General features: G+C 39.2%; 15 protein-coding genes. All 15 read right to left on the minus strand.

Features of this window, described 5'->3' with window-relative positions; translation table 11 throughout:
* Positions 1-19: 19 nt before the first annotated feature.
* The 15 genes from tnpA to AA0017_RS10590 all read right to left on the minus strand — a co-directional run bounded on the left by tnpA (position 20) and on the right by AA0017_RS10590 (position 13,203).
* Complete coding sequence (gene tnpA, locus AA0017_RS10520; RefSeq protein ID WP_413374543.1) at positions 20-511, minus strand: IS200/IS605 family transposase; 492 nt, start codon at positions 509-511, stop codon at positions 20-22.
* Between the two features lie 177 nt (positions 512-688).
* Positions 689-2,266, minus strand: a complete 1,578-nt coding sequence (locus AA0017_RS10525) for a benzoate-CoA ligase family protein (RefSeq protein ID WP_413381660.1) — start codon at positions 2,264-2,266, stop codon at positions 689-691.
* A gap of 116 nt (positions 2,267-2,382) precedes the next feature.
* Complete coding sequence (locus tag AA0017_RS10530; RefSeq protein ID WP_413381663.1) at positions 2,383-3,180, minus strand: enoyl-CoA hydratase/isomerase family protein; 798 nt, start codon at positions 3,178-3,180, stop codon at positions 2,383-2,385.
* A gap of 65 nt (positions 3,181-3,245) precedes the next feature.
* Positions 3,246-4,730 carry an aldehyde dehydrogenase family protein gene (locus AA0017_RS10535; protein ID WP_413381666.1) on the minus strand — a complete coding sequence of 495 codons (1,485 nt, stop codon included), beginning with the start codon at positions 4,728-4,730 and terminating at the stop codon, positions 3,246-3,248.
* 81 nt (positions 4,731-4,811) lie between these two features.
* On the minus strand, positions 4,812-5,561 hold the full coding sequence (locus tag AA0017_RS10540) for a 3-hydroxyacyl-CoA dehydrogenase family protein (RefSeq protein WP_413381669.1): 750 nt from the start codon (positions 5,559-5,561) through the stop codon (positions 4,812-4,814).
* A complete protein-coding gene (locus tag AA0017_RS10545; protein ID WP_413381672.1) occupies positions 5,554-6,411 on the minus strand; it encodes a 3-hydroxyacyl-CoA dehydrogenase NAD-binding domain-containing protein in 858 nt (285 codons plus the stop codon). The genes AA0017_RS10540 and AA0017_RS10545 overlap by 8 nt, the downstream gene beginning before the upstream one ends.
* Positions 6,412-6,427: 16 nt before the next feature.
* Positions 6,428-6,586 carry a hypothetical protein gene (locus tag AA0017_RS10550; RefSeq protein WP_413381675.1) on the minus strand — a complete coding sequence of 53 codons (159 nt, stop codon included), beginning with the start codon at positions 6,584-6,586 and terminating at the stop codon, positions 6,428-6,430.
* Positions 6,573-7,217 (minus strand): Phenylacetic acid catabolic protein, encoded by a 645-nt coding sequence (locus AA0017_RS10555; RefSeq protein WP_413381677.1) that lies wholly within the window; start codon positions 7,215-7,217, stop codon positions 6,573-6,575. The genes AA0017_RS10550 and AA0017_RS10555 overlap by 14 nt, the downstream gene beginning before the upstream one ends.
* The gene (locus tag AA0017_RS10560) at positions 7,218-7,439 is read right to left on the minus strand and encodes a hypothetical protein (protein ID WP_003320704.1); all 222 of its coding nucleotides are present in this window, start codon (positions 7,437-7,439) and stop codon (positions 7,218-7,220) included.
* On the minus strand, positions 7,436-7,768 hold the full coding sequence (locus tag AA0017_RS10565) for a metal-sulfur cluster assembly factor (RefSeq protein ID WP_413381680.1): 333 nt from the start codon (positions 7,766-7,768) through the stop codon (positions 7,436-7,438). Before AA0017_RS10565 ends, AA0017_RS10560 begins: the two co-directional genes overlap by 4 nt.
* Positions 7,769-7,771: 3 nt before the next feature.
* On the minus strand, positions 7,772-8,713 hold the full coding sequence (locus AA0017_RS10570) for a Phenylacetic acid catabolic protein (RefSeq protein WP_413381683.1): 942 nt from the start codon (positions 8,711-8,713) through the stop codon (positions 7,772-7,774).
* 1,256 nt (positions 8,714-9,969) lie between these two features.
* The gene (locus AA0017_RS10575) at positions 9,970-10,923 is read right to left on the minus strand and encodes an MBL fold metallo-hydrolase (RefSeq protein ID WP_413381686.1); all 954 of its coding nucleotides are present in this window, start codon (positions 10,921-10,923) and stop codon (positions 9,970-9,972) included.
* A gap of 90 nt (positions 10,924-11,013) precedes the next feature.
* A complete protein-coding gene (locus AA0017_RS10580) occupies positions 11,014-11,898 on the minus strand; it encodes a PaaX family transcriptional regulator C-terminal domain-containing protein (protein ID WP_413381689.1) in 885 nt (294 codons plus the stop codon).
* A gap of 75 nt (positions 11,899-11,973) precedes the next feature.
* Entirely contained in the window at positions 11,974-12,426 is a 453-nt protein-coding gene (locus AA0017_RS10585; protein WP_413381692.1) for an acyl-CoA thioesterase, read from the minus strand.
* A 12-nt stretch (positions 12,427-12,438) separates the two neighbouring features.
* Positions 12,439-13,203: a CoA-transferase subunit beta gene (locus AA0017_RS10590; RefSeq protein ID WP_413381695.1), complete on the minus strand. Its 765-nt coding sequence runs from the start codon at positions 13,201-13,203 to the stop codon at positions 12,439-12,441.
* Between the last annotated feature and the right edge of the window lie 2 nt (positions 13,204-13,205).

Raw genomic sequence — 13,205 nt, forward strand, 5'->3', positions numbered from 1 at the left:
CTGGCCAGACCTCAAAGGCCTACTTTTTGTATGATTTCTTCTTCTTTTTTAGTTCTTCACCTGTAAATGGGTCGACATATTCTAAAAGACTCAATTGTTCGGCCACTATATCATCTTGTATTTGATTTTTGATGTATTCTTGTATCACTTTCTTATTTCTCCCTACCGTATCTACATAGAAACCGGTACACCAAAATTTACGATTTCCATATCGATATTTTAGGTTGGCATGTCGATCAAAAATCATTAAACTGCTCTTCCCTTTCAAATAGCCCACAAATGAAGACACACTTATTTTAGGCGGAATACTAACCAACATATGTATATGGTCTACGCAGGCTGTTGCCTCTATAATCTCTACACCCTTTCGTTCACACAAGGTTCTTAAAATTTCACCTATATCTTTTTTTAGTCTCCCATAAATAGCTTGCCTCCTATATTTGGGTGCAAACACAATATGATACTTACAATTCCACTTTGTGTGTGCTAAACTGTTAGTGTCTTTTGACATGAAAACTCCTCCGTATGCTTGATATTCTGGTTGGCGAACCAAAATATATTTTAGCACCTCGGGGGAGTTTTTTTAATACCTCGCTCTAAGCTTTTTGGAACCCTAGGCCGAGCCTAGGGTTTTCATTTCCACAATAAGAAAAATCCATAGAAAATCAGCTCTATGGATTTCATATACTTATACTCTTAAACGGAAGCGTTGGATTTTTCCTGAAGCTGTTTTTGGTAAATCATCAATAAACTCAATTTCTCGAGGGTATTTATAAGGGGCTAAATGCTCCTTTACATATAATCTTAACTCATCTTTTAACATTTCTGTTCCTTCAATCCCAGCTTTTAAAACGATATAGGCTTTAGGATATACGAGATGATTCGCTGTCTCTTTCCCAACAACCGCTACTTCTAGTACTTTCGGATGTTGAAAAAGAATGTTTTCAATTTCAATTGGCGAAACCCAGATCCCCCCTACTTTTAACATGTCATCCGATCGTCCTGAATACCAAAAATAGCCGTTTTCATCCAGATAGTATTTGTCTCCAGTATGCATCCATTCTCCATAAAACTTACGCTGATTTTCTTTTTTATTACACCAATATCCCCCTGTTAAGCTATCCCCTTTAATGACAAGGTCGCCTACCTCATTCGGTCCTAACTCGATCGATTGGTCGTTCAAAATTTTCGCTTCGTAACCCGGCACTAATTTCCCAGTACTCCCAGGTTGAATATCGCCAATCCGATTTGATAAGAAAATATGCAACGCCTCGGTTGAACCAATACCATCCAAAATATCTAATTGAAAGACCTCTTTCCACCTTTTGTAGAAAGAAGCCGGCAAAGCTTCTCCCGCTGAAACACAGACTCGAATAGACGACAAATCAGGAACGATCCCCGTCTGCTCCACATAGTTCAACATTGCTCCATATAAGGTAGGGACTCCAAAAAAGATAGTCGGCTTCGCTTTTTCAATTTGTTCAAAAACCTTATCTGGTTTCGGTCTCTCACTCATCAAAACCGTCGTTCCACCAACCCCTAGCGGAAAATACATCCCATTCCCTAATCCATAAGCAAAAAATAATTTAGAAGCCGAGAACGTTATATCATCCTCTGTCATGTTTAATATGTTTTTCGCATAATTTTCTAAAGCTGCTTCCATATTTTGTTGCTGATGGATGACCCCTTTTGGTTTGCCTGTACTCCCGGAACTATAAAGCCAAAATCCTGGATCTTCTGCCCCACTATGATAGGTTTGACAACCCTCTGAACCCGTATTTAAAAACCGATAAAAATCAAGTTCTTCATGAGCTCCTTTCTCTTTTGTATCGATTACAATCACATGTTTTAAATAAATAAATCTCTCTTTATTTTCTTTCATCTTTTGCCAAATCTCTGACTCTACGACGAGAACCTTCGCACGGCTGTCATTTAATAAGTATTCATAATCCTGTGTCGGTAACATCGTATTCACCGGAATCGGCACCGCACCGATTTTCATCGCCCCATAAAAAGTGACGATAAACTCGGCTGAATCGTAGGCTAATAACAGGACTCGATTTTCACTTTCAACATGGATTTTTTTGAAAGCGTCACCAATTTGATTAACACGTGTTAAGAGTTCGTTGTACGTAAGGCTTTTATCATCTGAATAAATCGCGACTTTTTCCCCTAACCCCTTTTTAACATTCTCCTCAATAAAACGGTTTGTTGCATTATAGTGCTCCTTAACCCCGACTAAATTTAATGCATGTGAATCGATCATTTATTTCCCTCCAGTTGAAAAAATGATACGTCTCTACCCGTTTAAATTCAGGAAAATCAAGGTAAAAACCATGGTTTTTACCTTAGATTCACCCTTTTCACAACATTTGATGACGCTTACTTCCCAGACCAGTCAGCTGAACGTTTTTCAATAAAAGCACTTAATCCTTCTTGGGCATCCTCCGAACGGAATAAGAGATTTTGTAATTCACCTTCATAGCGAATTGCGGCATTTAGTGGCATTTCTTTTCCATTCATAATCGAGAGCTTAATGTTTGAGGCTGCATACGTCGCACTGCCCGCAATCTTTTCGGCATAAGCCAAGGTTTTCGCTCGCGTTTCTTCTTGCGGGTAGATGCGGTCAACAAGACGAATGTCTAATGCTTCTTGTGGGGTTAACGTTTCGCCCGTTAAGTTTAAGTCTAACGCTTTGGAATGACCGACTTGACGAGCAAGGCGTTGCGTTCCCCCTGTTCCTGCTAGCACACCAAGCGTAATTTCGGGTAAGCCAATTTTTCCAGCTGTATCCCCCATAAAACGAAGGTCACAAGCTAGAGCCATTTCTAACCCTCCCCCTACGGTATGTCCTTCTAAACAAGCAATCCAGATTTGGGGAGAACGAGCCATTTTATCTAACGTTTCATTACAGAACAAGCAGAATTGCGTTTTAAACCTTGGCTCTGCTGCTTTTAAAAAGTTGATGTTCGCTCCAGCTGAGAAAAATTTCGGCATGTCACTCATTAAAACGGCTACTTTAATGTCACTATCAAATCGAATGTCATCAATCGCAGCATTTAATTCTTTATAATAGTCTAAATCATACGCATTCGTTTTGTTAACATGAATATGAACCTCGGCTACTCCGTTTTTCTTCACTACCGTTAAATTCTTTTTTTCTGTTTCTACAGTGGACATAATAATTCCTCCTCGTATTTATCAAAATTTTATTTTAGATACATTGATAGAGCGCATATTAAAGTTTAAATTCCAAATAAATTTAATGGACGTTCTCCAATGTATGAAACCACACTTTTTGTCTCTGTATAAAGATCTAGCGTCTCTATCGATAACTCACGACCAAAACCAGACTGTTTATAACCACCAAATGGCGTTCCAGGGAAAGCTGAAATAGGATTATTAATCATCACAATCCCCGCTTTTAAAGCTTTGGCTACTCGATGAGCTTTGCCATGATCCTTCGTCCAAATCGCCGAGCCTAACCCAAAGATTGAGTCGTTTGCACGCTCGACCACTTCTTTTTCATCGGAAAATTTCATAAGAACCACAACTGGACCAAATACTTCTTCTTGAGCGATTCTCATATCATTGGTGACATTCCCAATCACCGTTGGCAAATACCAATAACCGTCTTTATATTCTTCACCCTCAGGAATTTGGCCACCATATAACACTTTGCCGCCTTCTTTAACCGCAAGCGCTACATAACCATCGACAACCTCTTGATGACCTTTGGAAATTAGAGCCCCAACATGTGTTTCTTTATTAAACGGGTCGCCTACTTTTAATGCTTTTGTTTTTTCAATAAACTTGCTCACAAATTCATCATAAATATTTTCATGAATAAATAATCTTGATCTTGCTTCACATGATTGTCCTGTATTATAAAAAATGCCATAAACAGAACCGACAACCGCTCCCTCAAGATCACAATCATCAAAAACGATGTTTGGCGATTTCCCACCTAATTCAAGGGTGACTCGTTTTAAGGTACCAGAAGCTTTGGCCATAATGTCCTTACCTGTCTCAGTCTCACCTGTAAAGGCGACCTTATCCACACCAGCATGCTCTGTAAGGTAAGGACCAATTTCCGAGCCACTACCAGTGATAACGTTTACAACCCCTGGAGGCACGCCTGCCTCTTTACAAATATCAGCTAACATATAAGCGGTTACAGGGGTATGGGAAGCGGGTTTCAAAATGACGGTACAACCAGCTGCAAGAGCAGGGGCCACTTTCCAAGCCGCCATCATTAGTGGATAATTCCACGGAATAATCTGAGCACAGACACCAACAGGCTCTTTTAATGTATAATTAAAAAACTGGCCCGGCATTGGGTTTGTACGCCCTCCAAAGGTAGCAATTGTCCCCGCATAAAACTCAAAATCCTCAATCGCTTGATTAATTTGCCCTTGAGCTGCAGCAACGGTTTTGCCCGTATCCAAAACTTCCGCTTCAACAAGTTCACTAAAACGCTCCCTCATAACTGCGGCAATTTGATTTAAAATACGTGCCCTTTTGGTGTGAGATGTTCTTGGCCATTTTCCCGATTCAAAAGCCGCACGAGCAGCTTCAACTGTCCGGTCAACATCCTCTTTTGTTGCTTTCGCTACTCGAGCAATCAGCTCACCTGTAGCAGGATTATACGTCTCAAAAAATTTCTCATCACGGCTGTTTGTATATTCTCCATTAATAAATAGTTGGTAAGTATCTTTAATTACGGACACATAAAACACTCCTTCATCTCAACATTATCAAAGCTTCTATAAATTTAGTTGATAAATTGGTACTGCGATTGAAAAGGAAAACTAGTTTTCTATTAATTCTTTTTGTATATTTTTAAGGTGATCGTAATGGTAAAAGCCTTTTTTAGTCTCGCCACCAACCCACTTCGCGAAAACGAGCTTTTTAATTAAAGGTGCTGGACGGTAACGCTCTTCGCCAAATTGACGATAAAGGCCTGATAAGACCGCATATACATCTTCAATTCCGATTTTCTCTGCCCACTCTAAAGGTCCAAGTGGATAGTTCACACCTTTTTTCATCGCGGTGTCAATCGCTTTGGCCGAAGCAATCTTTTCAGTTAAAGCATAAGCAGCCTCATTAATAATAAGAGCTAATATACGTGGATACACCATGCCTACCTCATCTTCGACCACTTCTACACTAAGTCCAATCTTTTGAAAGAGCTCAGCTGTTTTGGCTAAATAGATGGAATCAGCTTGTAATGGCTTTGCTACTTCTACTAAATCATGTTCAGAAAAATTGGCATATGTCGCAAAACCTATCAGTCGTTCCGGATGGGTCATCCACGAACCTACTTCGGTTGCCGTTAATGCAAGGCAAGAGGTTACAATTAACGCTTCTTCAGCAACAATCGTTTCGATTTTTTCAATCGCCTGCCGTTTTTCCTCGATCAAATGATTTGTTTCGATAACTATATGTGTATGAGGGTCGACTTGATTGACACTCACTTGAAAATCCGTTTCTGAAAGAGCATCCGCTAGAGCGTGGGCTAATAGATGCTCCCCAAAAATAGCGAGAGATATTTTACTCATAAGAATAAAAACCTCCTTTTGTCTTCCTGCCTAAACGCCCAGCCTGCACGAGCCTTTCTTGATAAAAATGGGGACGGAAGCGATTTTCACCGTAATAATTTTGATGAACCGTTTTAGTAGTCGCTAAGTTAATATCGATTCCGATTAAATCTTGTAATTCAAAAGGTCCCATTTTAAAATGACCGGCCTTTTTCATAATGCGGTCGATTTGCTCCACACTCGCTACACCATCATTCATAATTCTTAACGCCTCGTTGTAAAATGGCCTAGCGACACGATTGACGATAAAACCAGGAGTATCCTTACAAAGAACGGCTGTTTTCTTTAAACTAGTTGCCCAATTAAAAAGCTGCTCGACGGTTTGCTCAGTTGTATTAATACCGGAAACCACTTCAACAAGTGGCATTAACGGTGCGGGATTAAAAAAATGTAATCCAGCTACTTTTTCCGGCTGCTTTAGAGCTCCAGCAATTTCCGTAATCGATAGCGAAGAGGTATTAGTAGCCAGTATCGTCTTATCGTCACAAATGTCTTCTAATTGTTTAAAAATAGCCTGCTTCACTTCTAATTTTTCCGATGCAGCTTCAATAACGAGATCACAGTCTTTTAGAAGTTCCATCTCCGTTGTCGCTTGTAGACAGGCTAACGCATTCGATTTATCTATTTTTGATAATCTTCCTTTTTCGACTAGGCGTGCCAAAATTTTTTCGAGTTGTTCTTCAGCCCTTTGTACCGCCTGTTTGGAAATATCAAACATAACAGTCTTGTACCCATTTTGAATCGCTAGTTGGACAATGCCTGTTCCCATCGTTCCGGAACCGACCACACCAACCTTCTTCATTTGGTCCATCTTTTTGCCCCTTTCTTTATTTCGTATTTTCCTCTTTTTGCCAGCGAATATATTCAAAAACACTTTGGCAATTTTGGCAATAATACTGTCGGACAAGCTGTGCCGTACCAAATGAAGAAATTTTTTCAACTTGGTCAGATGAGCAAAAGGAGCATTCGACTTTATCCGTTGACATTGGATACAACTCCTTTTTGGAGAAAGACCTCAACTTTATTTTTTAATTGTGTGCTAAGGTCGCCATTATGTTGAATCATCTTTTCAGATTGTAATAAAGGATCTTGCTCTATTTTTTGAAGCCATTGAAGTGCTTCTTCATATTGTTTTGTTAGAGCTTCATGAAATCTTCTTGGAATCGATCCTTTCTCCTGAACGAGCTGTCCACACCAACTTTTTGAATAAATCGTATGTTCATTTTGTTCTTTTAACATTTTGCTAAAAGGTGGGTTCACATCTGGATGTTCAGCTGCTATAACAGCCTTCATTACGATATCAGTCGCGATATTCGTTACGTATAATCCCGCAATTAAATCAATCCAGTTTGTAATTTCCACATTTGATTTATACGCTTTTCCTGTTTGATCTTTAATATCTACTCTATTGCCATTCAACCCTTTTAACTCAAAAGCCCAACGGTAGATAAGCCTGGCATGACCTAATTCCTGCTGTGCCATCGCAATCGCCGAAAGAGTAGCTTCTAAATTAGGACCACTGATCCCTACCTCTACTAATCGGTCCCCTAAAATATATTTATTATCGGCAATGGTTTCAGCTAGCTCAATTAACGAGATATTTTTATTTATCGTCATTCATTTCACTCCTTCCTTATTAAAAAGTGGTTCAGGCTGTCTAACACTAATAAACTCACTTTTAGGAACGACTTGCATTTCGACCCAATCTTCTTCATCATAAATATGCTCGGCATAAATTTTCGCTAATTCAGAATCAGCCGCTTTAAATGAACCGATCTCCATTAAATCGTCCCCTCGTTTAATGCGGGTAAATAATACGTACTCCACTTGCTTATTCATGAGCTTACCCCCCAATATCGAAGCTTCCTTTTCCCTTCTTCACTTAAATTCTCAACCGTCCAAGGTGGATCCCACACGACTTGAATGTCGACATGCTCGATTTCCTCTTCTTTTAGCAACCGCTCTTTGATATCGCTTTCAATCCATTCCATACAAGCACAACCTGTTGACGTATAGGTCATTAAAACTTGTAAACTTGAACCTTTTTTTGTGATTTCGTAGATTAACCCCATATCAACGACACTAATAGGAAACTCGGGGTCCATGACTTCTTTTAATGCATTCCAATATTTTTTGTTCGGTACAATACTAATCATTGTCGTTTCCATGATTCAAGCCCCCTCTTGTCTCATTGCTTCAAGCTCTTTTGCTCCTTTTTGGATTCTTTTCACAAACTCTTGGTTTTTAGGTCCGCGCTCTTTAAATCGTTTGATAACACCGTCCCATGTATCTGGCTCGTCATGGAGCCATCTTTTATTCTTCACATCAAATTTGCAAGGAAATGGTACATCAATGACGTATTCATTTTTTTCTTCATCAAAATGTGCTGGTACGTTTACACCAATCGATTCACAAAATGGAACAGCTGTTGATAACCACTTTTGACGAAGTTCGTCATTCGTCCGCCCCTTTAAACGGTAATCCAATTGGGCGGAACGGCTTTTCAAATTATCGGCGACTCCAAAAAATTCAAGTCCCATTAAAAACATCCAATCAACGGCTTCTTGTACTTGTTTCGCTGTCTCTTGTTTTTTCATCCCCGATTTCATAATGATTTCTCCATTACGTAAGTGAAATAATTCTTCTTTATCCACTTTTACTAACGCTCTTTTCCACGGCCCATACGATGTATGTTCATGAGCGTCACCTAAAAGAGTGTATCCTGCTCTGTCAAATAATCCGTTGAAGACTCCTAATTCAATCCAATTATCTAGTTCAAAATCAAAGGCATAAGGATTTTTCCAACGATTAGGCTCTCTCTCATAAAGGAGTTCATCGACATTCACATCTAAATTCTCAAGTAAACGATAGGCGATATGAGCGTGACCAATCTCATCTTGCATAACGGCTAAAGCGGTAATTTTATAGTTCAAGTTTGGTGCCTCATTATAAACAGTAAGTAACGGCGGTACACTTAATAACTCCGTATCCCCAACAATGGTTAACGTTTGCTTTAATGCTTTTAAATAGGCTTCATCCATATCTTCCACACGCTCAACCGTGAACCCCTTTTGCACCTTCTCTAATAAAACCTCAGTTTCACTTTTGTTCATTTTATTAACACCTCTTTTATTATGTTTTTATTCTTTTCGTCTATATTAAGTAATATAAAACATTCCAAATTATCTGTCAATATATTTTATTATGTTTTTTAGACGAACGAATAATTAATACTAAACATTCATTATTGATAAAACAAATTAAATGAGAGTTCATCCAACAAAAATCATATGAAATTAACTCAACTTTCGCAGCGTATGATTGACCCTTAACCGTTGATAGAGTTTGACTTTAGGGCGATACAAGACTCAAATTGACTTTACATGAACGGTTCAATCGTTGACAGTCTGAACACATCTCTTCGTAGGCTGTTGAAGGAAACTGTTCACTAAAATGAGGCTCCTCCGGCTGTCGCTACCAAAACCATACTCCGCGTCCTGCGGGAACCTGGCGAGCCTCCTCGGCAAGCCTTGCGGGGTCTCGCTCCACGGTTTATTCCCGCGGGAGTCTCCGTATGGTTTTGTCCGCTAAGTGTAGGGGAGATGCTTGATGATAGGGCCATTCTCAATCAGCTATTTCTAACGCAGAAGAACCTTCTTTTTCACTTTGTTGGTTATGGAACTAAATAGGGAGTTTCCACCTATTTTTTTCCTAAGTCTGCCGTCATGAAAAGATATGATTCAAATCGAAACAAGCTCGATCATCTAGCTAACGTACAGAGCATCCACACTGATTTGTTTACAACTGTAACGGAATTAATCATTGAAGGAGAAAAAATCATTCTCAAGCTAATGGACGTTGAAGTCATGACTGTTTTTTTATTCAAGGAGAAAACCGAACCTAGATTCGATTCCATGATCTAGCGGACAAACAGACACGGAGACTCCCGCCGGAATAAACCGTCCAATGAGACCCCGCAAGCGTGAAACGCTGAGGAGGCTCATGAGGTTCCGGCAGGACGCGGAGTGTCTGTTTGGGAGCGATCGCCGGAGGGCATGAAACAAGTAGATCATAAATCACTCCCATGTCTGGTGTCTGTTTGGTAGCGACCGCCGGAGGGCCTTTTATTTTTTTTCTTACTGTGCAATTTTTTCTTGATGCACAGTTTATCCGTTTTGTATGATAGTGCGTTCTCGCTTTTCAAACGTGTCAAGGGCATTTGTTTAAGAGCTTCCCTTTCGCTCTGCCAACTCGTTGAACGGATTTTCTCGATGCGAAAGTTGAGTAATTAACATAAAAAAACATGCAACTGCCGATAAGTGGCATTACATGTTTTTTTAACGATAGTTTATTTTTCGATATTTTCAATTTAATAAAAGACATGTGGTTTGGTCGTACTTTTTGTTACTCTTCCTTCTTCGACTAAATAAAAAAGATGAGCGATCGTCTCAGCAATCGCAAAACGCCATTGATGCGGAGTTAAGTTTTTATGGGCAAATAATTGTTCAGCCACATGATAAGCAGTCTTTCCATCAGAAAGCGCTTCTATTTTCGCTAAGCGTTCATGATGATGACTAATAATTTCATCTGCTCGTTTTGAAAGGTCGGTCACCATTTTTCCATGGGCCGTATAAATATAGTTCACTTCATATTGTTTTATCTTTTCCAAAGAATCTAAGTACTCATGAAGTGGCCTTTGACTTGCACGTGGCCAAACACTAATATTCGGAGTGATTTTATCTAAAATATGGTCACCTGCCACTAACACTTTATCTTCTTTTTGGTAAAAACAAATATGACCGCCACTATGGCCAGGTGTATGGATGACGGTCCACTCTTGCTCATTCCACGATATCTGTTCATCAATCGATTGAACTGTAGGCAATGGATGGACATGCTTTGCTAATTTATCCATATGAATACGAACGTCCTCACTTAAATCCTTTGGCACACCATAATCGATAAACATCGTTTCTAAAACCGTCGATTGATTCGCACCCTCGCCCCAAACATGCTCCATCATCTCTTTATCGGTATTATGCATAAACACTTTTGCCCCTGTGAGCTCTTGCATCCAGCCGCAAAGTCCGGAATGGTCTGGATGAAAATGAGTTAAATAAATCGTCTTAATATCGGTAGGAGCGATCCCAATTTTGACAAATACATCTTGCCAGCATTTTTTCGCTTCTTCATAATGAAAACCAACATCCACTAATACATAATGCCCCTCATCTTTAAATAAGTAACAATATATATACTTCATCGGAAAAGGCACAGGTACCCCAACACGGTATCCTCTGCCTTCGATTTTTTCTAGTTTCATAGATTCCTCCTCCAGGTCCTTATGTTTATAAATCATTCCTTAAACTAGATTTGTCCATCCTCCAGGTCCCGATTGCTGAAAACTTATCTTTTAAAATGGAACCGTGATTTCACGAAATGGATTGATCGCTCGATTACGGTTTTTTTCTACATCAATATCTGGTGGAGATTCAAATAATTGTTCAAAACAACGGACAGCAGGAATCGAAATTAACTGATGGGTTTGCCAAAATAAATCACGTGCCTTTGAACCGGACCAGTTATTTGGTAATAAATCACGTGGAAAACCCGGATCTTGGAATAAAAATTTCCGATATTCATGGACGAGTTTTGTTCGTTCAATAAAACATTCATCGTCTGTCAATAAATTATTTAAAGCTTTTTCACGCAATTCTTCAAATTTAGGGGTTAAATTTTCGATAAAAACATCATATTCACTCGAAATTTTTTCTAGATCCCATCCCTTTTTAATGATGCTCTCATTGTCATGAGAAACAATCGAACCCGCACTCATTAAAAAAGTATGATCATGAATCTTGTACGTATCAATCATTTCTAATACTTGCTCTTCTAAAGGATTTGGGCTCACCCATGTGCTATTCGATATAACACCGAACCCGGTCCAGTTTAACTCTTTTCGTATAATGTTACGAAGCTCCCTTTTTTCTTCCGGAAAAGAATAAGTTAAAATACGCCACATTCCATCCCATGCTTGGCTTTGAGTCGTATAAACACGTTTAACCCCGTCCTCAATTCGTCGTCTACCTAATTCGGTAACGGAATAATAGCTTTTATTGCCGATTTTCCGCACTTGAAGTAGATTTTTTTGCACCATTCGAAAAATAGCTCCACGAACAGACGATTCAGAAACGCCAAACTTCCCCATTAATTGAATTAAACTACCGACCCAAACTTCACCCCCATAATGCTTAATGTATTCCCCATATAATGTAAACATCAACGATCTTGGTTTCATTTTGTCACCATCCATTTAGTTAGAAAAATTTAATCATAGATTGATTCTTCTTCCATTATAGAGGAATTTACAATATTATGCATTATACTTTGTCGTCGCAAGAACACCATTTCCTTTTTGGACATCGGATTCTAGAATCGCCTTCACATCGTCAGGAATGAGTACAGCTTTTATACTTTCTGGAGTTTGCTGAACCCAACCACGTAATTCATAGCCATTTCCAGTCCGAATGTCACCATTAAAAACTTCATGTTTTAACTTAATGGTTTTGGCATTGATTTCGATAACCGTCGTTCGAATCGTAATTAAGTCTTCATATAATAATGTTTTTTCAAACGTACATCTCGCATCTAACATCGGTAAAATGATTTGTCGTTCCTTTTCTAATTTAGTCGGTGACAACCCACAGCTTCTAAAAAACTGATGCCCAGCAATATCAAACCACTTAAAATAATTGGGGTAATAAACAATCCCTGCTTTATCGGTATCGCCCCAATTAACAAGAACTTCAATTTCATTCTTTCTCATACACTCCACTCCTTATTTTTTCTTTCCCGTCCAAAATCCTTCTGGATCAACGCTTCTAATTACGTCTAATTCTTCTTTAGAAGGGGCGACGGTTTCTTCTAATTGAGCGTTCACTTTCAGCTCCCACCCTGTGTTTTCTTTCACATGTTCTAACTGAATACCTGGATGGATTGTTTTTAATTCAAGCTCATTTGCTTCATTCGCTTTCATTACACCTAAAGTTGTGATGAGAGCTCCAATGCCACCGCGAGGTAACCCTTGCTGTTTGCGCCAGTTTCCACCATCTCCAAAGCCAGGTGAAGTTATATAGTCAACTTTAGGTTTAAACCTTCTTTTTTCATGATTCATAATTACGAGTAAACGTTTCGATAAAGAAGCAATATCGGCAGCTCCTCCACTACCTGGTAATTTAATTTTCGGTTTTTTATAATCTCCAATATAGGAGGTATTCACATTTCCGTATTGGTCCACTTCTGCTCCACCGATAAAACCACAATCAACATAACCTTGCTGCATTAAGTACATTAAATGGTTTGTCGTTGTACACCATTGCGAACCAATGACATTCGGTGTATCACCCATTGTATATAAGAGCTGTTCAGAGGGGAAATCCCGAACGATTCCACATTCATAAAAGCCGACCGCATTCGGTGCATGTAGCTTTTTCGCCACTGCAAAAGCGAGCATTGGCAACCTCATTCCAACAAAAACCACTTCATGATCTTGAATTTCTCTTGCCGCACTCACGACCATTAATTCTTCTATTGTATAATTCATCG

Origin of the sequence: Alkalihalobacillus phoenicis, assembly GCF_047302405.1 — a bacterium.
Classification (GTDB): domain Bacteria; phylum Bacillota; class Bacilli; order Bacillales; family Bacillaceae_D; genus Alkalihalobacillus.